The sequence below is a fragment of the Streptomyces sp. NPDC056479 genome (genome assembly GCF_042795335.1).
GTDB lineage: Bacteria > Actinomycetota > Actinomycetes > Streptomycetales > Streptomycetaceae > Streptomyces.
Genome location: NZ_JBHTRZ010000001.1, coordinates 582,712 through 609,132 on the forward strand (window position 1 = coordinate 582,712; position 26,421 = coordinate 609,132).

The 26,421-nt window shown below is 71.8% G+C and carries 22 protein-coding genes; 11 read left to right on the forward strand and 11 right to left on the reverse strand.

The window, feature by feature from the left end:
* Window positions 1-43 precede the first annotated feature (43 nt).
* Entirely contained in the window at window positions 44-868 is an 825-nt protein-coding gene (locus tag ACFQ6S_RS02575; protein ID WP_383402324.1) for a TIGR02452 family protein, read from the forward strand.
* Here the strand turns inward: ACFQ6S_RS02575 and ACFQ6S_RS02580 are convergent.
* The 4 genes from ACFQ6S_RS02580 to ACFQ6S_RS02595 all read right to left on the reverse strand — a co-directional run bounded on the left by ACFQ6S_RS02580 (window position 853) and on the right by ACFQ6S_RS02595 (window position 4,636).
* A complete protein-coding gene (locus ACFQ6S_RS02580) occupies window positions 853-1,299 on the reverse strand; it encodes a type II toxin-antitoxin system PemK/MazF family toxin (RefSeq protein WP_383402327.1) in 447 nt (148 codons plus the stop codon). The two genes, ACFQ6S_RS02575 and ACFQ6S_RS02580, sit on opposite strands and share 16 nt — an antisense overlap.
* 43 nt (window positions 1,300-1,342) lie before the next feature.
* A complete protein-coding gene (locus tag ACFQ6S_RS02585) occupies window positions 1,343-2,818 on the reverse strand; it encodes a flotillin family protein (protein WP_383402330.1) in 1,476 nt (491 codons plus the stop codon).
* A gap of 134 nt (window positions 2,819-2,952) precedes the next feature.
* A complete protein-coding gene (locus ACFQ6S_RS02590) occupies window positions 2,953-3,171 on the reverse strand; it encodes a hypothetical protein (RefSeq protein WP_383402333.1) in 219 nt (72 codons plus the stop codon).
* A 40-nt stretch (window positions 3,172-3,211) separates the two neighbouring features.
* Window positions 3,212-4,636: an amidase gene (locus ACFQ6S_RS02595; protein WP_383402336.1), complete on the reverse strand. Its 1,425-nt coding sequence runs from the start codon at window positions 4,634-4,636 to the stop codon at window positions 3,212-3,214.
* Window positions 4,637-4,879: 243 nt separating this feature from the next.
* On the opposite strand from ACFQ6S_RS02595, the gene ACFQ6S_RS02600 reads away from it, so the two are divergent.
* On the forward strand, window positions 4,880-6,268 hold the full coding sequence (locus ACFQ6S_RS02600; RefSeq protein WP_383402338.1) for a glycoside hydrolase family 43 protein: 1,389 nt from the start codon (window positions 4,880-4,882) through the stop codon (window positions 6,266-6,268).
* Here ACFQ6S_RS02600 and ACFQ6S_RS02605 read toward each other — a convergent pair.
* Entirely contained in the window at window positions 6,217-6,528 is a 312-nt protein-coding gene (locus tag ACFQ6S_RS02605; RefSeq protein ID WP_383402341.1) for a hypothetical protein, read from the reverse strand. The genes ACFQ6S_RS02600 and ACFQ6S_RS02605 overlap by 52 nt on opposite strands.
* 202 nt (window positions 6,529-6,730) lie before the next feature.
* Between ACFQ6S_RS02605 and ACFQ6S_RS02610 the strand changes: the two genes are divergently transcribed.
* Entirely contained in the window at window positions 6,731-7,687 is a 957-nt protein-coding gene (locus tag ACFQ6S_RS02610) for a GlxA family transcriptional regulator (protein WP_383402344.1), read from the forward strand.
* Window positions 7,688-7,741: 54 nt separating this feature from the next.
* On the opposite strand, the gene ACFQ6S_RS02615 is transcribed toward ACFQ6S_RS02610, so the two are convergent.
* Entirely contained in the window at window positions 7,742-8,584 is an 843-nt protein-coding gene (locus tag ACFQ6S_RS02615; protein WP_383402347.1) for a patatin-like phospholipase family protein, read from the reverse strand.
* Between the two features lie 2 nt (window positions 8,585-8,586).
* Window positions 8,587-9,390: an SDR family NAD(P)-dependent oxidoreductase gene (locus tag ACFQ6S_RS02620; protein WP_383402350.1), complete on the reverse strand. Its 804-nt coding sequence runs from the start codon at window positions 9,388-9,390 to the stop codon at window positions 8,587-8,589.
* A gap of 83 nt (window positions 9,391-9,473) precedes the next feature.
* Here ACFQ6S_RS02620 and ACFQ6S_RS02625 point away from each other — a divergent pair, with 83 nt between their 5' ends.
* Entirely contained in the window at window positions 9,474-10,058 is a 585-nt protein-coding gene (locus ACFQ6S_RS02625; protein WP_383402353.1) for a TetR/AcrR family transcriptional regulator, read from the forward strand.
* Window positions 10,059-10,139: 81 nt separating this feature from the next.
* On the opposite strand, the gene ACFQ6S_RS02630 is transcribed toward ACFQ6S_RS02625, so the two are convergent.
* Window positions 10,140-10,601, reverse strand: a complete 462-nt coding sequence (locus ACFQ6S_RS02630) for an RrF2 family transcriptional regulator (protein WP_383402356.1) — start codon at window positions 10,599-10,601, stop codon at window positions 10,140-10,142.
* A gap of 203 nt (window positions 10,602-10,804) precedes the next feature.
* Here ACFQ6S_RS02630 and ACFQ6S_RS02635 point away from each other — a divergent pair, with 203 nt between their 5' ends.
* Window positions 10,805-12,007: an NAD(P)/FAD-dependent oxidoreductase gene (locus tag ACFQ6S_RS02635; RefSeq protein ID WP_383402357.1), complete on the forward strand. Its 1,203-nt coding sequence runs from the start codon at window positions 10,805-10,807 to the stop codon at window positions 12,005-12,007.
* 403 nt (window positions 12,008-12,410) lie between these two features.
* A complete protein-coding gene (locus ACFQ6S_RS02640; protein WP_383402360.1) occupies window positions 12,411-15,263 on the forward strand; it encodes an ATP-binding protein in 2,853 nt (950 codons plus the stop codon).
* 100 nt (window positions 15,264-15,363) lie between these two features.
* On the opposite strand, the gene ACFQ6S_RS02645 is transcribed toward ACFQ6S_RS02640, so the two are convergent.
* The 3 genes from ACFQ6S_RS02645 to ACFQ6S_RS02655 all read right to left on the reverse strand — a co-directional run bounded on the left by ACFQ6S_RS02645 (window position 15,364) and on the right by ACFQ6S_RS02655 (window position 21,845).
* On the reverse strand, window positions 15,364-16,056 hold the full coding sequence (locus tag ACFQ6S_RS02645; RefSeq protein ID WP_383402362.1) for a LuxR C-terminal-related transcriptional regulator: 693 nt from the start codon (window positions 16,054-16,056) through the stop codon (window positions 15,364-15,366).
* 422 nt (window positions 16,057-16,478) lie between these two features.
* Window positions 16,479-19,262, reverse strand: coding sequence for an AAA family ATPase (locus tag ACFQ6S_RS02650; protein ID WP_383402365.1), 2,784 nt, complete (start codon window positions 19,260-19,262; stop codon window positions 16,479-16,481).
* Window positions 19,263-19,265: 3 nt separating this feature from the next.
* Window positions 19,266-21,845, reverse strand: coding sequence for an AAA family ATPase (locus tag ACFQ6S_RS02655; protein ID WP_383402368.1), 2,580 nt, complete (start codon window positions 21,843-21,845; stop codon window positions 19,266-19,268).
* A 656-nt stretch (window positions 21,846-22,501) separates the two neighbouring features.
* Here ACFQ6S_RS02655 and ACFQ6S_RS02660 point away from each other — a divergent pair.
* From ACFQ6S_RS02660 to ACFQ6S_RS02680, 5 genes are read left to right on the forward strand one after another with little or no spacing between them, the layout of a single operon-like run.
* Window positions 22,502-22,687: a hypothetical protein gene (locus ACFQ6S_RS02660; RefSeq protein ID WP_383402371.1), complete on the forward strand. Its 186-nt coding sequence runs from the start codon at window positions 22,502-22,504 to the stop codon at window positions 22,685-22,687.
* Window positions 22,688-22,710: 23 nt separating this feature from the next.
* A complete protein-coding gene (locus tag ACFQ6S_RS02665) occupies window positions 22,711-23,421 on the forward strand; it encodes a hypothetical protein (RefSeq protein WP_383402373.1) in 711 nt (236 codons plus the stop codon).
* The gene (locus ACFQ6S_RS02670) at window positions 23,418-24,413 is read left to right on the forward strand and encodes a DUF6895 family protein (protein ID WP_383402376.1); all 996 of its coding nucleotides are present in this window, start codon (window positions 23,418-23,420) and stop codon (window positions 24,411-24,413) included. The genes ACFQ6S_RS02665 and ACFQ6S_RS02670 overlap by 4 nt, the downstream gene beginning before the upstream one ends.
* Window positions 24,410-25,330 carry a DUF6895 family protein gene (locus tag ACFQ6S_RS02675; protein WP_383402379.1) on the forward strand — a complete coding sequence of 307 codons (921 nt, stop codon included), beginning with the start codon at window positions 24,410-24,412 and terminating at the stop codon, window positions 25,328-25,330. Before ACFQ6S_RS02670 ends, ACFQ6S_RS02675 begins: the two co-directional genes overlap by 4 nt.
* Complete coding sequence (locus ACFQ6S_RS02680; protein ID WP_383402382.1) at window positions 25,327-26,415, forward strand: serine hydrolase domain-containing protein; 1,089 nt, start codon at window positions 25,327-25,329, stop codon at window positions 26,413-26,415. The genes ACFQ6S_RS02675 and ACFQ6S_RS02680 overlap by 4 nt, the downstream gene beginning before the upstream one ends.
* The last annotated feature ends 6 nt before the right edge of the window (window positions 26,416-26,421 follow it).

The window sequence follows — 26,421 nt, forward strand, 5'->3', positions numbered from 1 at the left end:
CGGCGACGGTGAGCGCGTTCATGGCGCACACGGGGGTGGCGCCATGAGCGCACGCCTGCGCGGCATCGCGCAGCAGACGGAACAGATCGTGGCGGCCGGGACGTACCGCGCGCCGGACGGCCGCGTGGTGTCCGTCGCGGCGGCGATCGAGGCGGCACGGTACGGCACGCGGATGCACGGACCGCAGGCCGTGCCGGTACCGCCGATGACCGAGGCGCGGACGTTGTTCGAGGTCACGGGCGAGAGCAGCCTGGAGGCGGCCCGCCGGCTCGGCGACGGGACGGCCGTACTCAACTTCGCCTCGGCCCGGAACCCGGGCGGCGGCTATCTGAACGGCGCCCAGGCCCAGGAGGAGGCCCTGTGCCGCGCCTCGGCGCTGTACACCTGCCTGCTCGGGGCCCGCGAGTTCTACGACCACCACCGCGCCCACCGCGACCCGTTCTGCACGGACCGTGTCATCCACTCACCCGGCGTGCCCGTCTTCCGCGACGACCGCGGCGGCCTGCTCGACGAGCCGTACAGCGCAGGCTTCCTGACCGCCGCCGCCCCGAACGCGGGGGTGGTGCGGCGTACGGCCCCCGAGCGCACGCCCGAGCTGCCCCGCGCGCTGGCGATCCGCGCCGAGCGGGTGCTGGAGACGGCCGCCGCGCACGGGTACCGGCGGCTGGTGCTGGGCGCCTGGGGCTGCGGGGTGTTCCAGAACGACCCGGCGCAGGTCGCGGGGGCGTTCCGGGGGCTGCTCGGGCCCGGCGGACGGTTCGCCGGGGCCTTCGAGCACGTGGTGTTCGGCATCCTGGACCGCACGCCGGACAGTCCGGTGCGCGCCGCGTTCGTACGGGCGTTCCCCGACCGTCAGGTCCAGCCGTAGCGCTCGTGCAGCCGCTGCCTGACCAGGTTGAACCGCCCGCGGTCCAGAGCGCACGCCTCGCGGCGCATGCCCTGCTCGTGCAGCCGGAGGATGCGGTCGACGTCGATCCAGGAGTCGCGCCCCGACCGGTCCCAGGGCCCGCTGCCGATGGCGACCCACTCGCGGTCCCCGTCGTGCCGCTTGCTGGAGAGCTGCACGGCCAGGAAGGTGCCGCCGGCCTCCCGGGCGACGACCAGCACCGGGCGGTCCTTGCCCCGTCCGTCGTTCTCCTCGAAGGGGACCCAGGTCCAGACGATCTCCCCGGGGTCGGGGTCACCGTCGTGCGCGGGGGAGTACTCGGTGCGCACCTTGCCGACCGCGCGGGGGTCGGCCTCGGTCGTGGCGGTGGGGCCGGAGCGGCCCGGAACGTTCTCGTCGGTATACGTGCTCACGGGGGCACCCTAGGGGCTGCCCCCGTGAGCTACGCGTGAAGGGTCACTTCTCGTCCATCGGCACCTTCTGGTTCTGGGCGAGCCCGTTGAGCGGCGAGGCGTCCTTCGGCGCCTGACCGTTCTGCTGCATCGACGAGAGAAGCTGACGCGCCAGACCCAGACCCGTACCGCCCATGGTGAGCGCCTTGGCGAACATGTCCGCCATGCCGTCGGCGCCGTTGAGCACCACCATGTTGTCGACGTTGCCGAAGGCGGACGCGCCGGCCTGGACGATCTCCGGCCAGTTCTCGGCGAGTTGCTGGGCGACGACGGCCTCCTGGTTCTCGGCGAGCGCGGCGGCACGGGCCTTGATGGCCTCCGCCTCCGCGAGCCCCTTGGCCTTGGTCGCCTCGGCGTTCGCCAGACCCTTCGCCTGGGCCGCGGCGGCCTCGGCCTCACCGGTGGCCCGGGTCGCGGCCGCCGTGGCCGAGCCGCGTGCCTTGGTCGCCTCCGCCTCGGCGCCCGCGGCCGTCTTGACCCGGGTCGCCTCGGCGGCGGCCGCCAGCTCCGTCTCCTTCGCCTTGGCCTGGGCGGCCGAGATCCGCGCGTCGCGCTCGGCCTCGGCCAGCGTCCGCTTCTCGTACGCCTGCGCGTCGGCGGGCTTGCGGACATCGGCCTGGAGCTGCTGCTCGCGCCGTTGGGCCTCCAGCTCGGCGACCCGGGTCTCCTGGACGACGACCTCCTGCCGGGCGGCCGCGTCGGCGAGCGGCCCGGCCTGGCGGGCCTTGGCACCCGCCTTGTCGCGCTCGGCCTGGTAGCCCGCCTGGAGGATCTCGCTGTCCCGGGTCGCCTCGGCCATCCGCGCGTAACTCTGCTGCTCCGCCTCGGTGGCGAGCCGGTTCGACTCGGCCTGCGCGATGCGCGCGTCCCGCTGCACGGCCGCAGCGTGCGGGGCGGCCAGGTTCTTGATGTACCCGGTCGGGTCCTCGATCTCGTGGATCTGGAGCGAGTCGACGATGAGGCCGAGCTTCTCCATCTCCGTACCGCACGCCGCCCGCGTCTGCCCGGTGAGCTTCTCCCGGTCGCGGATCATGTCCTCGACCGTCAACCCGCCCACGATGGACCGCAGATGACCGGCGAAGACGTTGTGCACCCGCTCGGACATCAGCTTCTGCTGGTCCAGGAAGCGGCGGGCCGCGTTGGCGATCGACACGAAGTCGTCGCCCACCTTGAAGATGACCACGCCCCGCACCTTGAGCGGAATGCCCTGGTGGGTCACGCAGTCCACGTGAAGTTCGGTCTCGTTCAGATCGAGCGACAGTTTGCGCACCGCCTGCACACCGGGCAGCACCAGAGTGCCGCGCCCGGTGACGATGCGAAAGCCCATGCCCTCCTCCAGGCCCTCCGTGCGGTGCTTGGAGCCGGAGATGACCAGGGCCTCGTTGGGTTCGGCGACCCGCCACATCATCTTGAACAGACCGACAAGAACGAGGACAGCGACAACGGCCGCCCCCGCCACGACGCCGACAACCATCGGCATACGCCCCCTTTGGATGGTGCCCTTTCGGCACCGAACGAATGGGAGTGTGCGCCTCGCCGCCGCGCGGGTACAGGCGTTGACGGATCCTTGTCGCAACCTTGACACACAGGTCTCTCACCTGCGACGGGGCGAGCTCAACTGTCGTATGCCGCCTGGACGTAGACCGTGCGCGGGGGCTGGTACTCCACCACCATCACCACCGTGCCCCGCTCGATCCGGTCCGTGCCGGTGGCCGGATAGGCGAGGAAGTGCTCGGCGCCGCCACGCACCCGCACGATCACCTCGCCGACGAGTCCCGGCCCGATCGTCCCCGTGACCCGCCCCATGAGCCCGACCATCGACGCGTCGTCCATGGTCACAGGGTAGGGCCTGGGGCCCGGGAGTTGGTGTGGCTCAGGCGACCGCGCTCGGCGCCGTCTCATCCTGCTGCGGCGGCCACAGCTCGTGCCAGCGCAGCTCCGCCTCCAGCTGCGCGGCCAGCGAGATGAGCAGCGGCTCGCTGTTCGCGGGCCCGAGCAACTGGCCGCCGACCGGCAGCCCGCCCACGAATCCGGCGGGGACGTTGACGCCGGGCCAGCCCAGCACGTTCCACGGCCAGGCGTAGGGACAGGCGGCGATCATCGCGCGGTCGGTGGCGAAACCGCCGAGGCCGAGCAGCGCGCCGATCCGGGGCGGGGGAGCGGCCGTCGTGGGCGCGAGGACGACGTCGTACGACTCGTAGAACCTGCCGATACGACGGTGCAGGACCGCCTCCGCGCGCCGGGCCGCCCGCAGCGGGGCCCCGCCGAGGAGCCGGCCCAGGCGGGCGGCGCTGCGGGTGCGCGGGTCGAGCAGTGCGGGGAAGGGCACCTCGTCGGCCCATTCGGCGATACCGGCCGTGGCGCGCGGGACGAAGGTCAGCCCGATCTGGCCGTACGGCGGATCGGCCTCCTCGACGTGGTGTCCCAACGCGCTCAGTTTCTCGGCGAGTTCGACGATCCTGGCCCGCACCTGCGGCTGGAGGCGGGCGGGCAGCGCGGTGAACGGGGGCTTGAGGGAGAGCGCGATGCGCAGCCGTCCCGGGTCGCGGCCCGCGGCCTGGGAGGCGTCGATCGCGGTTGGCCGGTGCGGGTCGTGTTCATGGTTGCCGGCGGCCGCGTCCAGCAGGAGAGCGGCGTCGGCCACCGTACGGGCGAGGGTGCCGTTGACGGTGATGCCCTTGAAGGACTCGCCTCGGGGCCAGGTGGAGATGCGGCCGCGCTGCGGCTTGATGCCGATGAGATGGGTCCAGGAGGCGGGAATCCGCACCGAGCCGGCGCCGTCCGAGCCGAGCGCGGCCGGCACCAGACCTGCGGCCACGGCGGCCGCCGAACCGCCGGACGAGCCGCCCGGCGTATGGCCGGGATGCCACGGGTTGCGGGTCGCGCCGAACGCGGGCCCCTCGGTGAACGGCCACTGCCCCAGCTCACAGGTGTTGGTCTTGCCGACGATCACGGCACCGGCCGCGCGCAGCCGCCGTACCGCCTCGCCGTCCTCGGCGACGGGCGGGAACTCCCCGCCGCACCCGAACGCGGTCGGCTCGCCCGCCACGTTCATGTCGTCCTTCACGGCGACCGGAACGCCCAGCAGGGGCCGGCGCGCTCCGGCGGCGAGCTCTTTGTCGGCGGCCGCGGCCTCGGCGAGGGCCGCCTCGGCCCGCACCACCCGGAAGGCGTTGAGGGAACCCTGCGTCGCCTCGATCCGCGCGAGCGCCTGCGCGACGAGATCCTGCGACGTCACCTCCCCGTCGGCCAGCGCACGGGCGGACTCGGCGAGGCCTACGGCACGGTCGGGTGTCATGCGGGGCACCTCCGGGACGACGTTGTCTACCGAACGGTAACGTCAGTTGTGTCGACGGCGGAACGTTTTCGCCGGTGCGGCTCCGAGGTTCACCACAGGTTTCCCCCAGGTCCCGCCTCCCCGTGTGCAAACCATTGACGCGCCCGGACCCCACCCCTACCTTCTGATCGAATTTCCGAACCACGTTCGAAATCCCGAACCTGTATGTCGAAGTTGTCCCTTGAGCCGTAGGGAGAGCCGCACGTGACCAGACGCCTCCACACCCCGTCCCGCCGCACTCTGCTGCGGGCGATGGCCGCCCTACCCGCCTCGGCGCTGGCCCTGGGCGAGGCCCCCGGACTGCTCGGCACGGCACTGGCGGCCGCACCGCCCAGCGGCTCCGCCACCCGGTACACGATCGTGCCGTTCCTGAACAGCGACGACGGGACCGTGAACGTCTATCAGTCCGACGACGCCACCGACTTCCGCCTGGTCCAGGCCTCCGCCTACACACCGCCGAGCAACCGCATCCGCGACGCGAGCATCTTCAAGCACACCAACGGCTACTACTACATCACCTATACGACCCACACCTGGCAGGACCCCAGCACCACCATCGGCTTCGCCCGCAGCGCCGACCGGGTCAACTGGACGTTCCTGTACGACTACACGGTCCCGATCGCCGGTCTCTCCCGCGCCTGGGCGCCCGAGTGGTTCGTCGACGGCGACGGCAGCGTGAACGTCATCGTCTCCTGCTCGACCACGGACGACGAGTGGATCTTCACGCCCTATCTGCTGAAGGCCACCAACTCCACGCTGACGGCCTGGAGTTCACCGGTGGCCCTGTCCGGCATCGGCGAGAACCACATCGACACCTTCATCGTGAAGACCGGCTCGACGTACCACGCCTTCACGAAGAACGAGACGACGAAGTACATCGAGTACGCGACGGCCACCGCGCTGACGGGCCCCTACACGATCTCCCGCACCGGCGACTGGGCCGGCTGGGGCAGCTACCGCGAGGGCCCCGCACTGGTCCGACTCGACAACGGCGGCTGGCGTCTGTTCTTCGACGGCTACGGCGACGGCACGTACTACTACAGCGACAGCCACGACACCTTCGCCACCTGGTCCGCCCCGGCCGCATTGCCCGCCGTCTCGGGAACGGCCCGCCACTTCACGGTCGTCAAGGAGACGGTCTCCGGCGGCCCGGCCCTGGCGAAGAACGTCACCCGCTCCTTCCAGTCCGCCAACTACACCACCCGCCACTGGCAGGTGCAGTCCTTGCTGCTCAACCTCCCGGTGGTCGGCGCCTCCAGCAGCACCGCCGAGAAACAGGCCTCGACCTTCACGGTCGTGGCGGGCCTCGCCGACGCGAACGGCTACTCCTTCCGCGACTCCTCCGGCCGGTACCTCCGCCACTACGACTTCCGCGGCCGCTTCGACACCAGCGACGGCACGTCGACCTTCGCCAAGGACGCCACGTTCATCGCCCGCACGGGCACGGCCGGCGGCTCGATCCGCCTCGAGTCGTACAACTACCCCGGGTACTACCTGCGGCACTACAACTACGAGCTGCGGGTGCAACGGGCGGACGGGACTCAGCTGTTCCGGCAGGACAGCTCGTTCGTGCCGGTCACCGCCTGGGCCTGAGCGGAGCCGGCGGCCGTTCGACTCGGTGCGCGCCAGTTCCCCAGGTCGTCGCGGCGCAGGAGGAGGACCTCGGCCCACGTCTCGTCGAGCGGCGCGTACTCGCGTGCCCGCCGCTCCACGAGAGTGTCGGCCAGCCGGGCCGCGAGCTGCCGGGCGTGGTGCTCGTCCCGGGCGTCCCGGACGACATAGAAGTGCCTGACGATCCGATCCGTACCGGTGCAGAGGCGGAACCCCACCATCCACAGATGATCGATGAACAAGAGACCGCTCCTTTCGGCGGTGGTTGGTCGTTCGCTCTCGGGGCCCGAGTTCTCACGCTAGTGAGTGGCCGAAATACGGCACAGGGGCTGGATCGACAAAGACCAACGGATTCTCGCCACGCGTCTGACGTGGGAAGTTCTTGACTTTGCGGCTTTTGGTGAGGGTGTTGGCATTGGCCGAATTACGTCTATCGTTGATGCCATGCACACCGTGGCAGTTCTCGCTTTGGACCGGGTGCTGGCGTTCGATCTGGCGGTCCCGGTCGAGGTGTTCGGATGCGTACGGCTGCCGGACGGCCGACGGCCCTACCAGGTGCGGGTCTGTGGCGTGAAGCCGGAGGTGGACAGCGGCACTTACGTCGTGCGGGCGCCCTGGGGGCTGGAGGCGCTGGCCGACGCGGACACGATCATCGTGCCCGGTCGCTTCGACTACGGCCGCCCGCCCCCCGAGGAGGCCCTGGAGGCCTTGCGGGCAGCGGCGGCACGGGGGACCCGGATCGCCTCGATCTGTTCGGGGGCCTTCACCCTCGCCCAGGCGGGGCTCCTCGACGGTCACGCCGCGACCACGCACTGGATGGCGACCGGTCTGCTCGCGGAGCTGCACCCCAAGGTGGAGGTGCGTCCGGACGTGCTGTACGTCGACAACGGCCGGCTGCTGACGTCGGCAGGTGCGTCGGCAGGCCTGGACCTGTGCCTGCACCTGGTCCGGCAGGACCTGGGTTCTGCCGTGGCGGCCGACGCCGCCCGCCTGATGGTGATGCCGTTGGAACGGGAAGGCGGACAAGCCCAGTTCATCGTCCACGAACAGCCCCCGGCGCCGCAGGGCTCGGTCCTGGAACCCGTGCTCACGTGGATCGAGGAACACCTGGGCCAGGACCTCTCCCTGGAGACCATGGCGGCCCGATCCGGGCTGAGCGAGCGGACCTTCAGCCGACGGTTCCACGAACAGACCGGCACCACGCCCCTGCAGTGGCTGCTGCGCGCACGCGTCCGCCGGGCCCAGTACCTGCTGGAGACCACCGACGACCCGGTCGAACGCGTGGCGAACCAGGCCGGGTTCGGCTCGCCCACCGCGTTCCGCGAGCGCTTCAAGCGAGTGACCGGGACAACGCCGCATGGCTACCGCGCCTCGTTCCGCGGTCGCCCCGCGCCGGTGTGACCCGTTTCGCCTCGCTCGCGCCTAAGTTGCCGTCCTCCCTTTCACCATCGCCGCTCACCCGACCACGCCATCACGCCGTCCCTCTCGAGGTCCGCCTGTGCGCGTCCGAGGGCGTACGCCTCTTCGGCCAGCGCCGGGTCCATCATGGCCGGGCCGCCCGCACCCAGCGCGAACACCTCGGGGGGGGGGTTCCATGGCCAGCAACGCGGTTCCCGAGGCGTGGAGTTCGGCGATCTCCTGGCTCACCGTCTGGAAGGCCGCGAGTGGCTGGTCGAGCGGGAAGCACGACAGGGCCAGGATGCGCTCGGCACCGACGGCGGCCCGGACATTGAGGTGGCTCAGTACGCCGCCGTCCATGTAGCGGCGTCCGTCGATCGTCACGGGCGGGAACATCAGCGGTGCCGCGCAGCTGGCGGCGACGGCGCGATGCAGCGCCACCCGGGATTCGGGGGTCCACACCACGACCTTGCCGGTGTCGACGGCGGTCGCGGTACACCGGTAGTTCCCCGGCCAGGGCTGGCCGTCCAGATCGGCTGCCAGGCCGAGAAAGGCCGCCTCGTCGAGCAGCGCCGGCTGCCGTGCGGCGAGCCGGCCGATCGAGCGCAGCGCCTCGGGTCCTTGACCGGCGTCCGCCATTGCGGCGAGGAGAGCCCTGGATCCCTCCGCCAGTTGGTCCGCGGTCATGGCCGGCGCCATCCGGGCAAGCGAACGCAAGGCCGCCGACGGATCGGCTCCGCGGGCGAGGAACGCACCCACCAGTGCTCCGGCCGAGGTGCCGACGACGAGGTCGGCTCCGGACAGATCGCAGCCGCCCTCGGCCAGCCCGGTCAGCAGGCCGGCCTGCCAGCCGATCCCGACGGCGCCTCCGCCGCCCAGTACGACGGCTGTCCCGCCCATCGTCATGCCCCCTCGGCGGTGAGCCGGCCGATGGCCCGGATGACCTGCCGTCGAGTGGCCACGCGACGGGCGAGGAAGGCCATCACCCGGTTCATACGTCCCGCGATGACGCTGGGCGGCGGGTTCCTGCGGTCCAGTGCGGCCAGCGCGGTGCGGACGACGTCGACCGGTGCGGCGAGCCTGGTTCCGCCCGCGGCCTGCGTGGTGCCCGCGACATCGAAGAACTCCGTCCGGGTGGCGCCGGGGGAGAGGGCCAGCACCCGCAGACCGGTGACGCGCGACTCCTCCCACAGCGCCTCCGTGAGGCTCAGTACGAATGCCTTCGTCGCCCCGTAGAGCGCCATGCGCGGGTTGGGCTGGTAGGCGGCCATGCTCGCCACGTTGACCAGCACCCCGCGCCCCGCCGTACGCAACTGCTCGATGAAGGCGCGGCTGATGTCGGCGACCGCGGTCACGTCGACGGCGATCTCCTGGTGCAGCCGTACCGGATCCGCCTGATGGAAGGGGCCGAAGCTCCCGAACCCCGCGTTGTTGATCACGCTGGTGACCTGCACGCCCTGCCGCTCCAGCAGCGCGGCCAGCTCCTGCCCCGGGTTGTCCGTGGCCAGATCCATCCCCACCACGTGGACCTGGACCCGGTGCTGGGTGCGCAGTTCGCCGGCCAGTTCCTCCAGGCGGTCCTTGCGGCGGGCGACCAGCACGAGGTCGGAGCCGCGGGCGGCGAGCTCGCGGGCGAACTCGGCGCCCAGGCCGGCGCTGGCGCCGGTGATCAGTGTGGTCTGTCCGCGGTAGTCGACGGCTGACATGGAGTGCCCTCTTTTCAGTCACTGCTTTTCTGGCAGTTAATGCCAGGTAGGCGGTCGCTGTCTAGAGGGGTAGCCTGATGGTCATGACGACTTTGTGGGACCGCTCACGGCAGGTCGCCGTCGAGGCGATCCTGGACACGGCGGTTCGCCTGTTCACCGAGCAGGGCTACGAGCAGACGACGATCGCGCAGATCGCGCGGGAGGCGGGGATCTCGCAGCGCTCGCTGTTCCGCTACTTCGGCACCAAGGAAGACCTGGTCTGCGGAGACCAGGAGGCGCTGGGCGAACTGCTGAGGCGGACCGTCGAGCAGCAGCCCGCCGAGGTCTCCGCCTGGGACGCGCTGCGCGCCGGATTCGAGGTCCTGCTGACCGCCCGCCATACCCCGGAGCGGGTGCTGGAGCTGTCCCGCCTGATTTTCGACACGCCCTCGCTGCGCGCCCGCTACATCGAGAAGCGTCTGCGCTGGCAGGCCGAACTCGTCCCGGTCGTCCAGGCACGGCTGAGCCCCGGGCCCGGCGCTGCCGCCGACCCGCGTGCCCAGGCGATCGTCGCGACGGTCTTCGCCTGCATCGACACGGCGACCGAGCTGTGGGCCAGGCATGACGGCCGCCTCGACCTGGCCGGCCTGTACGACCAGTGCCTCGCGGCGGTGCGGGGTCGCGACTGAGGCACGTGACTTCTGCGCGGCCTTCGACGAGTGCCGGGTGTCGGACGAGTGCCGGGTGCTGGACGAGTGTCGAGTGCCGGCTTATTCGAGGGCGGAGCGCACGATCCGCCGCACGTCCGGGCTGCCGTCCAGCTCCGTCCTGATCTCGTCGAGACTCTGGGCGGCCAGCGCCTGGTGCCAGGCCTCTTCCGCCCTGCGCATGGCCGAGTTGACGGCGCACATGCCCGTCGGCGGGGGTGACAGCTCGCCGATCCTGCCGCAGCAGCGGATCTCCGTGCAGTGGAAGAGACGCGCGTCCCCTTCGATGGCCTCCACGACGTCCAGCAAGGTGATGTCCTCAAGCGGCCTGGCCAGGTGGAAGCCTCCGCGCGGCCCGGGTACCGAGAGCACGAGTCCGGCGCGGGCGAGTTGCTGCAACTGCTTGTTGAGATAGGACGCCGAGAGGCCGTGGGCCTCGGCGAGCTGGCCGCTGCCCACCGGGCCGCCGCCGATCATGTCCAGGTTGAGCAGTGTGTGCAGCGCCCACTCGACCCCTTTAGCCATTCGCATATTACGGACATTACATGTCCAGGATGTCCGGCATCGAGCTCAGGTAAATCTTGACACTCAATATCCAGGATATGTAGTGTCCAGAATTAGCGGAACGGGCTCTCGGGGACGCCCCCGCAGACACAGCCCCTGCTCGCGGAGCACCGACTCGCGGAGCACCGGCTGATCACCTCGGCTTTTTCAGAACGGAGAAGTTCATGAAGGACGTCCTGATCATCGGCGGCGGGTTCGCCGGAGTGTGGAGCGCGGCCGGAGCCGTGCGCGCCGCCCGCGAGGCAGGTGGCGGCGACGATGTGCGCGTCACGCTCGTCAGCGCGGGCGACGACCTGGTCATCCGCCCTCGCCTCTACGAGGACGCCCCTGAGGGCATGCGCGTGCCGCTCGACCGAGTCCTCGGCCCGATCGGCGTACGCCGCGTCCAGGCCACCGTCACCGGAATCGACACCGAGGCGCACACCGTACGGGCCGTTCGGCCCACCGGTGAGGAACTGGCCCTGTCCTACGACAAGTTGGTGCTGGCCACCGGCAGCCAGCTCGTACGCCCCCAGTTCCCGGGCGCGCAGGACGTCTTCGACGTCGACACTCTGCCCGCGGCCGCCGCACTCGACAGCCATCTGCGCCGGCTGCCCGAGCGGGAGTCGACCCCGGGCCGCTACACCGCAGTCGTGGTCGGTGCAGGCTTCACCGGGCTGGAGCTCGCCACCGCGCTGGGGGAGCGGCTGCACGGCATCGCGGCCGGCGAGGGCGCCGCCGAGGACGTCCGTGTCCTGCTGGTCGACCTCGCCGACGTCGTCGGCCCCGAACTCGGCGCGGTGCCGCGCCCGGCCATCCTCGGCGCGATCGACGAACTGAAGATCGAACGACGGCTGGGGCGCACCGTGGCCTCCGTCACCTCCGAGGACGTCACCCTCTCGGACGGTGAGGTGATCCCCGCGGCGACCGTCGTCTGGACGGCCGGCATGGCCGCGAGCCCCCTCACGGCCCAGATCCCCGCCGAACGCGACCGGCTGGGCCGGCTGAGCGTGGACGAGTACCTCCAGGTCGTCGGAGTACCCGACGTCTACGCCGCCGGCGACACCGCACTCGCCACCGCCGAGGCGGGCCACTCCACGACGCAGTCCTGCCAGCACGCCCTGCCGATGGGCAAGTTCGCGGGTCACAACGTGGCCGCCGAGCTGTTCGGCAAGGCCCTGCTGCCCTTCACCCCGGACCCGTACGTCACCTGCCTCGACCTCGGCCCGGCCGGCGCCCTCTACACCGAGGGCTGGGAGCGCGAGATCGCGCTGTCCGGTGAGGAGGCCAAGACGCTCAAGCAGCAGATCAACGCGGTCTGGATCTACCCGCCGGTCGACGACGCGGAGGAGCTCCTCGCCCAGGCGGGCCGCTACTCCAACGGCTGAGGACGGTCGGAGCCGGGCGGCCGCCCGTCCCCCGGGGCGGCCGCCCTCTGCGTGCACCCGCGTGCCCGCGCCATTTCCTCTTGGCCACTCACGGATTCTTCGCGGGCCACTCATGTGTAGTGCGCCACACTCGAATGCGATTCCCGTTCACCTGCTCCGCCGTGGATGTGCGGAGGGTCGAACGAGATTGCTCTCCCGGGGGTGCTCTGACCGGCGGCGTGGCATGGGCGATCGGATCCGAGTGGGCGACCGGGAATGCGTGAAGGGTGCCGCGGGTCGTGCGTGACCGGATCGCGGGCGGCCGAGGAGCTCTCCGTTGGATGCATATGATCGGACAAGAAAAGGTCGTTCGGTTTGTGCTTCCGCCAACTCCCGTGCGGGCGGGGGCAGTACAGGAGACTCGGTGCCTTTAACGTCCGGTCTGAAGGCTGAGGACGAGCCTGTGCTCGTCGGCCGGGACCTGGAACTCACCCTGATCCGCGAGCACCTCCACGGCACGAGCGACGGACGCGCGGTCCTGCTCCGCGGGCCCGCCGGCATCGGGAAGACCCGGCTGATGTCCGCGGCGCTCGCCGAACCGGGCACCGACGCCCGTGTTCTCACCGTCAAGTGCCAGGAGAGCGGCGGCGCCGCCTACGAGGCCGTACGCGGGCTGTTCGCGCCGCTCGGGCTCACCGACGGAGACCCGGCGCGCCATCCACTGCTCGCCGGGAGCGCCGCCCTCGCCGGCAGCGCCGCACTCGCCCTGCCCGCCCTCACGGCGGACGGCGCCCCCGACGGCCTGCCGGCCGACATGTACGGCGTCATGCACGGCCTTTACTGGCTCACCGCCTCCCTCGCCGCCGAGCGGCCCCTGATCCTGGCCGTCGACGATCTCCAGTGGTGCGACGAGGCGTCCCTGCGCTGGCTCGGCTTCCTGCTGCGCCGGGCCGAGGGACTGCCGGTCGCCCTGCTCCTGACGCTGCGCACCGAGGTCGAGCCCGCACGTCCCGAGGTGCTGGACGAGATGGCCGACGCCCCCTCCTGCCTCACCGTCGACGTCGAGCCGCTCACCGACGACGCCGTGCGCACCATGCTCGCCACGGCCCTCGCCGTCACACCCGACGCGTCCGTCGTCGGACGCTGCATGGAACTCACCGGTGGCACCCCCTTCCTGGTCCAGCTCGTCGTCCGCGAGCTGAGGGAACGCGCCCCGGACGCCGGACTCGACGCCGACGCGCTGCGGGACGGCCTCGGGCAGGGCGTGGTGGCCCGCTTCCACCTCGACCGGCTCGGACCCGACCGGCTCGCCGTCGCCAAGGCGCTCGCGATCCTGGAGTCCGACGACCTGGAACCCGTCGCCGCCCTCGCCGGCACCACTCCCGGCCCCGCCGCCGTCGCCGTAGACGCCCTGCGCGCCGCCGGACTGCTGCGCCCCGACTCCCTCGGCTACCGCCACGACCTCATGCGCCAGGCCGTGCTCGACACGACCCCGGCCGAGGAACGCCTGGCGCTGCGCGAACGCGCCGCCCGCCTGCTCAACGACTCCGGGCGCCCCAGCGACCAGGTGGCCGTCCAGCTCATGCACCTGTCCGAGGTGCCCGAGCCCTGGATGGTCACCGTCCTGCGGTCCGCCGCCCTCGGCGCCGAGCAGCGCGGCGCCCCGGCCACCGCCGGCCAGTACCTCTCCCGCGCCTTACGGCACGACCTCGACGACATCGAGCTGCTGTCCGCCTCGGCCCGGGTCCTGGCCCACTCCGACCACCCCACCGCGCTCGGCCGGCTGGAACACGCGCTGTCCCTGGCCACCGACCCGCGCCTGCGCTGCCGCCTCGTCCTGCAGTACGTCATCACCTCCCTCGGCGCCCAGAACTCGCTGCGCGCCTTCGAGTTGGTGCGCGAGACGCTGCCCATGGTCGAGTCCGAACTCGGCGACTCCGCGGAGGAACAGGCGCTGCGCACCCTCGTCGAGGCGATGGCGCTGGTCTCCGGACTCGACGAGAAGTCCACCGTGCGCCGCGTCAGCGAGCGGTTCCGCGAACATGTGTGGCCGCCCGGCGAGACCGCCGAGGAGCGCCTGCTGCTCGGCATGCTGTGCGCGCTCGGCACCCTGGAGGGCCGCCCCGCTGCCGAGCTGGTCCCGGCCGCCGAACGGGTCCTTCGGGTCGGGGACGTGTCACTGGGCGGCTGGGGCGCCCTCGGCGCGAGCCTCACCCTCTATCTCGCCGACGAGGTCAGGCCCGTCGAGTCGGTGCTCACCGCGCTGCTGGAGCACGCCCAAAAGCGCGGCCAGGCCTGGAACAGCGCCCTCGCCTCCACCACCCGTGCCCAGGTGCACATGTGGACCGGCAACCTCGCGCAGGCGCTGGCGGACGCGCAGCTCGCCTTCGACCTCGTCCACCGCGACCTGCATGTGAAGAGCGCCGTCGGCCCGCACTGCACCCTCGCGGACGTTCTCGTCCTGCGTGGCGACGCCCGCCGCGCCGAGGAGGTGCTCGACCTGATCCGGCGGCCCCGCCTGGAGGAGTTCGCGCTGGAGTCGCACACCTACATGATGAGCCGGGCCCGAGTCAGTGCCGCTCTCGGTGACCTGGAGGGCGCCCTCGGCCACCTCGTGCGCTGCGGTGACAGCCTCGCCGAGGCGGGCATCGGCAACCCCGTCCTCGCCCCTTGGTGGTACGACGCCGCGCAACTGCTCGCCGAACTGGGCCGGCCCGGCGAGGGACGCGACCTCGTCGACCGCGTGGCACCGGCCGTGCGGCGCTGGGGCACACCCCGCGCCCTGGGCATGCTCGCCCTCGCCCGCGGTGTCCTCACGCCCGGCGACACCGGCATCGACGAACTGACCGAGGCCGTCCGTCTCCTCGACGACAGCCCGGGCCGTCTGGAGCACGCCCGCGCCGAGTACCTGCTCGGCAGGCGGCTGCTGGAGCGCGGCGACGCCGAGAGCGCGCGCGAACGGCTGCGCCGGTCCATCGACATCGCCGTACTCTGCGGCGACCGGCTGCTCCTCGACCAGGCCGTGCCCGCCCTCGGCGCGGCGGGCGGCCGGCTGCGACGCGGCACCGAGTCACCCACCGACGCGTTGAGCGGAAGCGAACGCCAGGTCGCCGAGCGGGCCGCGGCCGGAGCCACCAACCGGGAGATCGCCGAGGCCCTGTTCCTCACTCAGCGCACCGTGGAGTTCCACCTCACCAGCGTGTACCGCAAGCTCGGTATCCGGGGGCGCGGCGAACTGACGGCGATGCTCGTCGCCGAACGCAGACCCGTCGGCTGACACCGGCGCATGCGGGCCTTCTCCAGCGGCCACTGACAGAGCGCCGTGGGCCCCACCGCGGGGAAACGGTGGGGCCCACGAGACCTTCGGATTCTCGCGGTCAGTCGGAGACGAACTCCGGGCGTACCCGCGGCGGCCACTGACCGACGGCGAAGACACCCAGGGAGTAGCTCTTCGATATCAGCGCCGGCCGGTTGGTCACCTTCATCTTCCGCAACAGCGACGCAACGTGGTATTCCACTCCGCCCCGGCTGAGGAAGAGTCTCGTGGCCAGCTGGACCGTCGACTCACCCATCGCCACACCTTCCAGAATGCGGGCGTGCATCGGACTGAACAGTTTGCGCCGTGCGTTGGCGATCTGCGGACCGTCCGCGGATTCCTCCGGGTCGACCAGCACCAGGATGCGGTCGACGCGGCCGGCTCCACTTCGTACGGCGATTCCCGTCATCTCCGCGCGGAATACGGCGTCCTGCGCGCCCACCGCGACCAAGTGGTCGGCGAACCGCGGGCTCTGACCGTCCGCCAGCCGGATCAACTCGTTCTTCGTCTTGCCCTGCACACTGGGATGCAGGAGATCACAGAAGTCCTTTCCCGTACCGTGCCCGGGGGTCCAAGCAAATTGGCGGGCGAAGGATCGGTTGGCCTCCATTATCCGGAATTCCAGATCAAGATTCGCGATACAAACGATGGACTGCTCGAAAAGCGCTAAATAGCTGTCGCGATACGGTTCCGGAGACCAGTTCCGCGGTGCGTCGGGGAGGATTTCGGCGGAGTCCAGGCCTGGGTTGTTCATGGGGGGTGGGCCACTCTCTCTCAGCGCTCATGACCAGTGGTGCATCCCGCAGCGGGGAGTGTTCCTTCACTCATGACATTGCCATCGAATGAAAATACGTGTCAAGGCATACAGGGCTCGCCGGAGCCTATTCACCGCTAAGACTGCGGTGCCCGCCGGTGATGGTTCGGTGCGCATTGCGGTCCGCGTGCAATCGCTTTCTCGGTACCCTTCGGCAACCTGCGAATGTGCGTCCGAGAGGCGCTGAAGTCAGAATCCGCCCATGTCGGAGTGCGTGCCCGGGTGAGCGACGAGCCATCTGAGTGTGCGGCAGTGAAGGGTCAGGGAAAATTAGACGGGCATTGGGTTGCATGAATCACGTGAACACAATGAACAAAACTCCGCGCAGCTCTGCGGCATGGCTGCGGGATCTCCTGGGCAGACTAGCCGGTTCCGTCCATTCCCATGACCTCGGCCAGATTCTCCCGGCCGGTAATGCGGAATTTTCGATAGGAGCTCGTGAGGTGTCTCTCAACGGCCCGTAGACTCGTTTGGAGTTCCTCCGCGATCTCCCTATTGCTGAGACCGCGCGCCGCGCGCTCCGCCACCCGTGTCTCGGCCGGGGTGAGCCCGGCGGCGAGTGCCCGCGCGGGGCGAGCCGAGGCCGAGGTGCCGTGCACTGACTCGGCTGGCACGTTCATTAACTCGGCGGCCAGTCGGCGCCCACGTCTGAGCAGGCGGTCGCCCTCCGGGACAGACTCCTGCTGAAGACGCCGTCCCAGTTCCATGAGGGCATGGGCGGTCTCCAAGCGGCTGCCGTCCGTTTCGACCGTGTCGACGGCCTGCCGCAGCAACTCGACGCCGGGCGCGCCGTCGGTGACGACGCCGAGCAGGCGCAGCGCGCGGCTCAGAGCGGTCGGAGCTCCCCAGCGAACGGCGTGTTCGTGATACGTGCGCGCCATCGCGAGCGCCTGGGCGGTGCGGCCCATCCGGTGCTGGACCAGCGCGGCCCGCACCTGCCAATGGGCGAAAGCCGGATTCACCCAGCCGGCGCGCTCCAGGACGCGACCGCAGTCCAGATGGTGCGCGAGCGCCACCGGCAGGTCGCCCCGGGCCTCGGCCAGCAGGCCGTTGAGCGCCCCGTGCAGGGCGAACATCCGCAGGTCGGCGGAGGGTTCGGCGGCATCGAGCAGATCTGCGGCGAGTTCGGCGTCGTCCAGTTCGAGAGCGATGAAGCCAAGAACGAGGGTGGGCTGCACCCGGTCCCGGGATTCCACGCCCTCGCCGAGCGCGAGTGCGCGGTCGCCGCACTCCCGGGCCAGACCGACCTCGCCCCGGGACAGTTGGGTGAGACCCCGCACCGCCTCGATCCGGGACAGCCTGGCGCGGGTGCCCTCCTGCACGGCGTGCAGGCGCGCGGCGTCCAGCCAGGGTGCGGCGATGTGCGGGCTGTCCGTGCAGTAGAGCACCGGGGGAAGCAGCTCGAGCGCCAGGCCGGACAGGGCGGTGTGCGCGGGCTCCTCCTCCAGGACCTGCCGGGCCATCCGGGCCACGCTGCGGTGGTCGGTCTGTCCGCCCATGGCCGCCGTGAACACCAGGACGGTGCGCAATTCGCGTTCGGCCGCCGAGGCGCCGTGGCGCTGCTCGTCGAGTTCGTGCAGCCGGCGCGCCGCCGACGTCACCAGGCCGGGGTCGTCAAGGCCGGCGTACCGGGCCCGGGCCTCCAGCCGCATCGCGAGATACCCGCCCTGCCGGTCGGCCTCGCGCGGCGTGCCGAGGCCGGCGGCCGTCTCCCGGACGAGGGCAGCGACCTCGGGATCGTTGCGCACGAGGTCCATCGGTGTGCTCGAGACGACCTCGGCGCGGCGCCGTAGCCGGGGCATGAGCCGCGCCGCCTGCACGAGGTGGCGGCCCGCGACCGGGGACCTCAGATCCAGTTCGGTGACCCCGAGTTCGTACAGCAACTCGGCACGCACATGGCTGGCGGCGGGCACGTCGACGAGGGCCCGGCTGAGATAGCGCACGGCCGACTCGGGCGCGCCCCGGCGACGCGCCGCGGCCGCCGCCGCACGCAACTGGTGGATCTCCCACGGATCGCCGAGCCGGTCGACGTGCAGCAGCGGCACGGCGACCTCCTCCGGTCCGGCACCGGACGCGTCGAGCAGGGCCGATGCCCGCCGGTGGCGGCGGGAGCTCTCCTCGTCCCCCATCGCCTGGAGTACGACGGCACAGGCGGCGCGCAGGTGGGCGGCCGGGCCCTGGCCGACGGCCGCGGGCCACACCTGCGCGAGGACCTCGCGGGCCTGTTCGCACTGCCGCCGGCCCAGTCCCGCCAGCAGCGCGACGAGCTCGTCGGTGGCTTGGCCGGCGAGCACGGCGGTGGCCTTGAGGAAGGCGTCCAGGACGGGTTCGCGGCGCAGCAGCGACCGCAGCCGCTCGCGGTGCAGCGACTCGCCGAGTCCGCGCAGTCGCTGCGTGTGCCAGTGCGGTGCGCCCAGCCGCCTGAGCCGGGCCCGGTCGCACAGCACCCTCAGGTCCTTGGGCCGGCCCCCGGTGACGTCGTGACAGGTCCGGCCGAACTCGTCGGGGCAGCCCGGCCCGAGGTGGCGGTTCACCAGCTCCGCCGTGGCACGGCGCGACAGTCCGCGGGCGTGGACCCGGTGAGTGGCGGCCGCGGCTATCTCGCCGACCAGCGGGTCGGACGCGCCGACGCCGTTCTTGCGGACCACGGCCAGCAGCAGGTGCAACCCGTCGAGGCGGGCGGCGAGGTGGGCGAGCGCCTCCAGAGAGGCGTCGTCGACCCAGCCCAGGTCGTCGACGGCGACCACTACGGTCCGCTCGGCGCTCAGTCCGGCGAACAGGATGTGCAGCCAGTGGAGCGTGTCGGCGCGGACGGCGGCGCCGGTCAACCCCGACCGGCCGGTGCCGGTGCCGGGGACGATGGGCGGTGCGGCGGCCGGCGGCGGGGTGAGCAGGTCGGGTTCGGCGATGAGAGGGAGCACGAGCTGACGCAACACACCGAAGGGGACGGCGCGTTCGCCGGGGGTGCCGGTGGAGCGCAGTACGAGCGCACCGGCCGCCGTCGCCCGGTCGGCCAGCCGGTTCAGCAGGGCCGTGGTGCCGGCGCCGGCACCGCCCTCGACGACGACGAGGACCCCGGTGCCCGAACGGGCGTGGGCCACCGCCTCGTCCAAGGCGGCCAGCTCCCCATCGCGCTCCAGCAGCATGGATCAGGCGTCCTCCTGCCGGGCCCGCAGGCGGGCGACGAGGGCGGCGCGCCCCTTGATGCCGAGCTTGCGGTAGACGTTCGTGAGCCGTAACTCGACGGTGCGGGTGGCCAGGCCCAGCCGCCGCGAGATCTCGCGATTGGCCAGTCCCTCGACGACGAAGGCGGCCACGTCGCGCTCGGAGGGCGTCAGGACCTCCGGCTCCGGTGCGGTCTCGTCGGGTGCCGCAGGAGGGATGTCGGGGCCGGACGCCCAGGGGACGTCGACCCCGTGCCGGGCCAGCGCCTCGTGAGTGCGGGCGCGCAGCGCGATGAAGGCCTCCCTCGTTCCCCAACGCTCCGCGACGTCAAGCTCCTTGGCGAGCAGCTCGTCCGCTATGACGGGGGCGCCGAGATGATGGTGGGCGACGGCCGCCGTGCTGCGCCACGGGATGAGCATGGGGTTGCGCCAGCGCTTGGCACGGAGCACCCGGCCGCACTCCTCGAGCAGCAGCAGGGCCCGGGCGGCGTCCCCGTCGATGAGGGCGAGTTCGGCACGGGCGTACAGCAGGAAGGCCATGGTGACGCTGTGGCCCTCGGGCCGGCTCCGGGCGCGTTCCGAGGCGCTCCGGGCCTCGTCCACGCGGCCGCAGCGCACAAGGGCGAGGATCTCGGCGCCGGCGAGCCGGGGTGCGAGGAGGCTGTGCCACGAGGCGGGCGGGAGGGCCGCCTTGGCGGCGTTCAGAGGGAGCATCGCCTCCTCGCCGCGGCCATGGCGCACTTCGGCCTCGGCACGGCTCAGCAAGGCCTGCGCCGCGGCCGCGACAGCGTTGTCACGGTGCGCGTCCGCGGCGACGGCGTCGAGGCGGACGAGGGCGGTGGGTACGTCGTCCGCGCACAGCAGGGCACGCGCCGCGGCCAAGCGGCACATATAGGGGACGGACTCCGGTTCGTCCAGTGCGGCACGGGCGAGTTCCAGAGCCTGGGCCCGGTCCTCGCCGCGGGTGGCGAGGGTCCAGGCGAGCACGGCGGACTGCGCCGGGTGCCCGGGGCGGTCGGAGTGCAGGGGCGGCGGGGCGACGAGCGGCAGGCCCCCCTTCTCCTTGTGGGCGAGCCGGCCCAGGGCGCGCAGCGGGCGCAGCTCGTCGTCGGGAATCTCGGTGAGGGCCCGCTGGTGGACGTCGGCGATCACCCAGCGGGCCGTCTCGGCGTCACCGCGGCCGAGCAGCAGATCGGCGGCGTGGAGCACGTGCGGCCAGGTGGCGCGGCTGAGGTGGCGCAGCATCACCTGGCGCAGCCGGCCGTCCGAGGCCTGCGGGGCGATCGCGGCCTCGGCGGCGGCCAGCCGGATCAGGCGCCCGGCCCGCTCCGTCTCGGTCACCGGCTCGCACAGCGAGTGCCTCAGGGTCGCGGTGGCGAGGTCGACGGCCTGCGGGGGGCGGGCGCAGGCGGAGTCGGTGTGGTCCGAGGCGGTCCAGGGGCACACCAGGGCGGTGGCATCGCCGGGCATCTCGGCGACGGTGCCGACGCCGGAGCCCTCCTGGCCGTCCAGCCAGGCGGCGCGACGGTGCAGACGGTCACGCTCGGGCCCGCTCATGCCCGCCACGACCTCGTCGGCGAACCAGGGGTGGCGCAACCGGGGAGGGTCGGTGTCGGCGAGCAGCCCGCAGGCCCGCAGGGCGTCCACGGCGTCGGCCAAGGCTGTGGCGTCGAGTCCGGTCAGGGCCGCGAGCCGGGCCGGCTGCACATGCCGGCCGCCGACGGTCGTGGCGTGCAGCAGCGCGACGACGTTCTTGGGCAACCCGTGGATGGTGTTGAGGGCACGGGCGGACCAAGTGGTGCGGGCGGCGGCAATGAGCTGCGGTACGGCATCGGTGTCCAGGGGGCGGCCCAAAGCGTTGATCCGGTCGGCGACGGCGTGCAGGACGGCGGGAGACCGGTCGGCGATGCCGGCCACCGTGAGCACGGGCGGCGGTACGGGGTGGCCGACGCGGGACTCGACCAGGCCGCGCGCCTCGGCGGTGGTGAGCGGGTCGAGGCGCAGCGTGTGCACGGGGCGGGGGACCGAGGGCCGTGCTCCGGCCGCCGCGAGTACCTGCCGGACCGGCACGGGGGAGGTGACGACGGCGAGGACGGCGCCCTGACGGGCCCGGTCGATGAGGTCGACGAGCCGGCGCAGGGAGTGAGGGTCGGCGAGGTGCAGGTCGTCGACGGCCAGCAGCACGGGCCGTCCCGCCGACAGCGCCAGGAGCGTGTCGCACATGCGGGCGACGGTGTCCGTGGGCCGGCTGGCGGGGCCGATGCCGCAGGCGAGCGCACCGATCCGGGACGGACCGCACAGAGTGCCCAGCAGCTGGGTGATGGCGCCGTAGGGGAGCTGGGACTCGCGCGGGGAGCAGCGGGCGACACCGGCCGCGAGACCGGAGGACCGGGCCCGCTCGACGGCCCGTTCGAGCACGGCACTGCGGCCGGAGCCGACGGGGCCGGTGATGACAGCGATGTCGGAGACACCGTCCTGCAGCCGGTGCACAAGACCGTCGAGGGTGTCGAGCACGGCCTGCCGGCCGACGAGTTGAGCGGGGACGAAAGCGGGGCTGGTGGTCATGGGCGACCCTGGGGGGTCGCGGCACGCACGCCGTGGGGGGCGCTGGGGGGTGTGGCGAGCCGCGGACGGTTTCGCATGCGCACCTCTCGTCTGACGACCGTCGGGTGACCTGCTCTTCCTTCAGTCGGAGATTAGCGAGACGTCAACCGCCATTACACGTTTCCTGAGGGATCCCTGAGCTTTTTTTGAGGTTACCGAGGAATCAACACGCGTTGATAAGTCGGCGCCACGGTCAGAAGCCCCTTCGTTGAATCCCGCGACGGCCGGTGCGGGTGTTCCTTTTGGCCAACCCGCCTGATCAGGCCAGGCACTTGGCTCTGTCCGGTCACCGTCGAGCCATCTGCGAGAAACTGGCCGGTAACGCGGATGAACACTTGATTCCCGTGCCGGGTGCCATAGTTGGCCCTCAGTGGTGGCCGGCACCGGAAAACGAATCAACAGATCAGGCATGGATGCCTGAGGGGCCTTTCGGCTGACTTGGATTCGAATTCCCGGCAACGGGTCGCCGCCCGGAGGGACCGTCAGCCGGCCCCAGCCGTGGGCGCCCTGAATGTTGAATACGTGACAGATCGCACGCTGTGGGAAAAGATGCGCGCTTTGTGACTGTGTGGTGCTCTTGGTTGTGGAGGCTAGCTGACCCCAGAGGAGATGGTGATATGCCTTCCATTGACAAGGCGATCCAGGACACGACAAGTGTACGGACCGACCTCGAGGCGGCACTCGACCCCGCAGAGCCCGACGGCGTCTTCCGTGACAGCCGCGAGTGCGCCGCCCTAGCGCTGCTCTCCGCAGACACCAAGCTGCTGCTGTCGCCACCGACCCCTCGCCCGAAGAAGGGCTGAGCGGAACGAACGGGAGCGACTGAATGGAGCAGTCAGGCACTTCGGCCCTCTTGCAGGGCGCTGTGCAGGACCTTGCGTCCGACGTGGTCTCCGCCCTTCGGGGCGGGGACCACGTGCGCATGTCCGGCACGGAGACGATGGACGACGTCGAGGCGGGCCTCGCGCTCGCCGCCGTCAGGGTGTTGGGAGCGGATCTGTTGCTCCCGCACGTTCTCTTCCCGACTCCGCCCGCACCGGAGGCACTTGCCGTCTTCCGCAGAACGGTGGAGGCCTTCCCGCCACGCCCGGACGCGGCACCCACCGTCAGGTGGAGCCACTGGGCCATGCGCCGCACACTGCTGCGGCTCGACACACCTCTCGACGGCCCGCCCGCCGGAGCCGGGGACACCGAACCGGATGCAGGCTGGCTCGACGACGCGGCGTGGCAGACGCTGACCCACCAACTCGCCGTCCTGGCCCCCCTCGCCGTCCCCGGCGAGGACAGCGGCGTGGCCCGCGCGGCAGGACGGCGCCCGGTCGACGTGGCCCGGGGCTTCGTACGGGCCGTACGCCGCAGGGACTGGCAGCAGGCGGCCGGAGCAGGACGCTGGCTGACCCTGCTCGACGGGGTGCCCGACACCCTCGGCCTCGAAACCGGCCTCGACTTCGTGGAGTTGATGGGCGGCGCCGACCCCAGGGTGGCCCTCCAGGTTCAGGCCACACGTGTCATGCGGGCGGCCGGAGCGCTCGTATGACCGCCCTGGGCGTCAGCGAGATCCGGGAGGTGGGAACCGCCGCGTTCGCCTGGCTGGCCGCGCATCGCGGCGACTTCGCGCTGGGCGAGGACGCGCTCACCGCGGACGGCCACGTGGACGCCACCTGGAAACCGCTCGGGGAACTCGCCCAGACGTGCCAGAGCGTACGCACACACCTGGCACCGTCGGACCCGCTCCACGTGTGCGCCTCGGACCTGCTGCGGTTCGCCTGGCAGCAGACCGGCCGGGGCGAACTCTTCGTACGGCTCCAGCGGTTGGAGCCCTTCGCGACCTACCCCCTGGAGGTCTACTCGGTCTTCGCCGCGGCCGGACTGCGGCACTCCGGGTACGAGGCCGCCGCCGCCACGACGGCCCGTACCCGGGGCTGGCGGTTCACCGAACAGGAACCCACCCGCCGGCTCGGCGTCCTGAAGGCCGAGCGGCGCAGCGGCATCGACCGGCCTGACGAGTCCGGGCCGGTGCTGCGGCGCACCTGGCTGGGCGGTCTGCCGGAGCCCTGGACGTTCGAACGCTCCTCGGGGTACGCCCTCACCCACGTCGTCTTCCACCTCACCGACTGGGGCCGTGATCCCGCGGGCGTCCCCGCGGACCTGGTCGCCTATCTGACCCACTGGCTGCCGTCCTGGCTCGACGGCTGCCTGGACGCCGGAATGTGGGATCTGGGCTGCGAGTTGCTGGTCGTGGCCGCGAGCCTGCCGGATCCGCCCCGCCGCGCGACCTTCCAGGACGCCTGGATGCGGATCGCGCGGGCCCAGTACGACTCCGGCGCGCTCCCGCAGGAGGCTCCACGCGACGAAGCCGCGGCGGAGCCGGACTTCCTGCACTGCTACCACTCCACCCTGATGGCCGCCTTCGCGGCGGCACAGACCGTCAAGCGTCTCAGCGGCGAAGCCGACGAACACCCCGACGGCCACGGATCGCGCGCGGGAAGCACACCGACCCGCCGCAGCGGACAAGGAGTGCCCGGATGACCGACACCCGTCTGATGCACACCGTCGGCGTCCGCGCCCTGGAGTGGCTGTGGGCCCACCGCGACGGATTCCGCCTGGAGCCCGACGTCGATCCCGAGGTGGGCTTCCTGGAGCGTTTCAAGCCCGTCGGTGAACTGGCCCTGATCTGCCGGGTGCTGTTCCGCGAGGGCGTCGCCGGCTCCCGGCAGGCCGACCTCGCCCGCCGCCTCCTCGACCACACCTGGCGGCACACCCTGGACGGCGGCCGCATGCTGGTGCGCGGTCAGCGCATCGAGCCGATGTCGCCCATCCCCTTCGAGGTGTACCTGCCGTACAAGGAACTCGGGTACAGCGAGCCCGAGGTGGAGCGCGCCACCGTCCTCTACCACCGGCTCGAAAGCTGGTCGGCGCTCGAACTGGACCCGACCCGACGCCTGGGACTCGCCGCGTTCCAGCGCCGCTTCGGCCTCACGCCCCGCACGCCGGAGGCGGACCTGGTCGGTCCCACCTGGCTGGCCCGGACCCCCGAACCCTGGACGGTCGGCGGGCACATCGCCTACGACCTCACCCACACGGTGTTCCATCTGACCGACTGGGGCGAGCATCCCGGGGGCCTGCCGCCGGACATCGCCGACTACCTCGCCACCTGGCTGCCGGTGTGGATCGACGACTGGCTGGACCTCGAGCGCTGGGACCTGCTCGGCGAACTCCTCGTGGTCGACGCCTGTCTGCCCCGACCCACCCTGGACGAACGGGCCTGGGAGGGCTTCGCCGCCGCACAGCAGCCCAACGGTGCCATGCCCGCCGTACGGGGGATGCCGGAGGGCGAGCCGGACGAGGTGTTCGACATGGTCTACCACCCGACGCTGGTCGCGGCGTTCGCGTCCGTGCTGGCCACGTCCCGCTCCCTCGCCGAGCTGACCCACGCGACCTCATGACCGGCCGGCCCGTCCTTTGGCCAGGCACCGCCGACGACACGGACCCTGAACCTGCGGGCGGCGCCGCCTGTGATGACGACACGCTGCGGGAGCGGCTGGCCGCCGCCGTGGACGCCGTCGACGCACCGGACGTCGTCTTCGCCGTCTCGAGGTCCGGCCGTCGCTTCCTGCGCTGCGGTGGCACCGCCCCGCACTCGCCGGTCCCACGGCAGGACCTGCGGTACGAGATCGGCTCCGCCTCGAAGACGTTCACCGGGCTGCTGCTGGCCCAGCTCATCCGGCGCGGTCTGCTGACCGGCGGCGAGCGGGCCGTCGCCTGTCTCGCGCCGGGCCGGCGGACCGAGGCCGACCCGGTGACGCTGGCCCACCTCGTCACGCACACGGCCGGACTGCCCACCCTGCCCGCCGACTTCTATCTGCGGGCACTGCCCGCCTGGCGTACCAATCCCTACGGCAGCTACCCGGCCGAGCGGGTCACCGGCGCCTTCCTGCGCCACCGTCCGCGGCACCGGCCCGGGACCCGGTGGCAGTACTCCAACTTCGGCGTCGCCGTGCTCGGCCACGCCGTCGCCGCGGCGGCCGGCACGCCCTGGGCGGAACTGCTTGGCGCCCATGTGCTGCGCCCCCTCGGCCTGAGCGGCATCGCGCTGCGGGCGCAGGACCCGAAGGCCGACGCCGTCGGACACGCCAAGGACGGGCACACGCCCACGCTCGGCTTCGACGCCGGGGGATTCGAGGCGGCCGGCGCCGTCCGCGCCACACCCCACGATCTGCTCACGTTCCTGGAGGCTCACCTCGACCCGGCCGCCTCCCCGCTCGCCGGGGCCTTGCGGGCGGTGCGCACACCCGTGCTGCGACGCGGCTACGGGCACCGGCATGTGCACACGGTGGCGTGGTTCCGGCACCCCACGAACGGCGGACCGATGTACTTCCACAGCGGGGCGACCCTCGGTCAGCAGGCCTTCCTGGGCTTCCGGCCCGACACCGGCACCGCCCTGGTCGCGCTGTGCACCCGCCGCTTCCGCGCCCGCGACGCCTTCATCGCCACCGCCTACGCGTTCCTCGCGGACGACCAGCCGTCGTGATCAGAG

What these genes read in the sequence shown, in the direction of transcription:
- ACFQ6S_RS02680 (WP_383402382.1), top strand. Translation starts at nt 25,327, where the DNA reads ATGACCGGCCGGCCCGTCCTTTGGCCAGGCACCGCCGACGACACGGAC.
- ACFQ6S_RS02660 (WP_383402371.1), top strand. Translation starts at nt 22,502, where the DNA reads ATGCCTTCCATTGACAAGGCGATCCAGGACACGACAAGTGTACGGACC.
- ACFQ6S_RS02655 (WP_383402368.1), bottom strand. Translation starts at nt 21,845, where the DNA reads ATGACCACCAGCCCCGCTTTCGTCCCCGCTCAACTCGTCGGCCGGCAG.
- ACFQ6S_RS02645 (WP_383402362.1), bottom strand. Translation starts at nt 16,056, where the DNA reads ATGAACAACCCAGGCCTGGACTCCGCCGAAATCCTCCCCGACGCACCG.
- ACFQ6S_RS02625 (WP_383402353.1), top strand. Translation starts at nt 9,474, where the DNA reads ATGACGACTTTGTGGGACCGCTCACGGCAGGTCGCCGTCGAGGCGATC.
- ACFQ6S_RS02595 (WP_383402336.1), bottom strand. Translation starts at nt 4,636, where the DNA reads ATGACACCCGACCGTGCCGTAGGCCTCGCCGAGTCCGCCCGTGCGCTG.
- ACFQ6S_RS02670 (WP_383402376.1), top strand. Translation starts at nt 23,418, where the DNA reads ATGACCGCCCTGGGCGTCAGCGAGATCCGGGAGGTGGGAACCGCCGCG.
- ACFQ6S_RS02620 (WP_383402350.1), bottom strand. Translation starts at nt 9,390, where the DNA reads ATGTCAGCCGTCGACTACCGCGGACAGACCACACTGATCACCGGCGCC.
- ACFQ6S_RS02575 (WP_383402324.1), top strand. Translation starts at nt 44, where the DNA reads ATGAGCGCACGCCTGCGCGGCATCGCGCAGCAGACGGAACAGATCGTG.
- ACFQ6S_RS02610 (WP_383402344.1), top strand. Translation starts at nt 6,731, where the DNA reads ATGCACACCGTGGCAGTTCTCGCTTTGGACCGGGTGCTGGCGTTCGAT.
- ACFQ6S_RS02630 (WP_383402356.1), bottom strand. Translation starts at nt 10,601, where the DNA reads ATGGCTAAAGGGGTCGAGTGGGCGCTGCACACACTGCTCAACCTGGAC.
- ACFQ6S_RS02635 (WP_383402357.1), top strand. Translation starts at nt 10,805, where the DNA reads ATGAAGGACGTCCTGATCATCGGCGGCGGGTTCGCCGGAGTGTGGAGC.
- ACFQ6S_RS02675 (WP_383402379.1), top strand. Translation starts at nt 24,410, where the DNA reads ATGACCGACACCCGTCTGATGCACACCGTCGGCGTCCGCGCCCTGGAG.
- ACFQ6S_RS02665 (WP_383402373.1), top strand. Translation starts at nt 22,711, where the DNA reads ATGGAGCAGTCAGGCACTTCGGCCCTCTTGCAGGGCGCTGTGCAGGAC.
- ACFQ6S_RS02650 (WP_383402365.1), bottom strand. Translation starts at nt 19,262, where the DNA reads ATGCTGCTGGAGCGCGATGGGGAGCTGGCCGCCTTGGACGAGGCGGTG.
- ACFQ6S_RS02590 (WP_383402333.1), bottom strand. Translation starts at nt 3,171, where the DNA reads ATGGACGACGCGTCGATGGTCGGGCTCATGGGGCGGGTCACGGGGACG.
- ACFQ6S_RS02585 (WP_383402330.1), bottom strand. Translation starts at nt 2,818, where the DNA reads ATGCCGATGGTTGTCGGCGTCGTGGCGGGGGCGGCCGTTGTCGCTGTC.
- ACFQ6S_RS02615 (WP_383402347.1), bottom strand. Translation starts at nt 8,584, where the DNA reads ATGGGCGGGACAGCCGTCGTACTGGGCGGCGGAGGCGCCGTCGGGATC.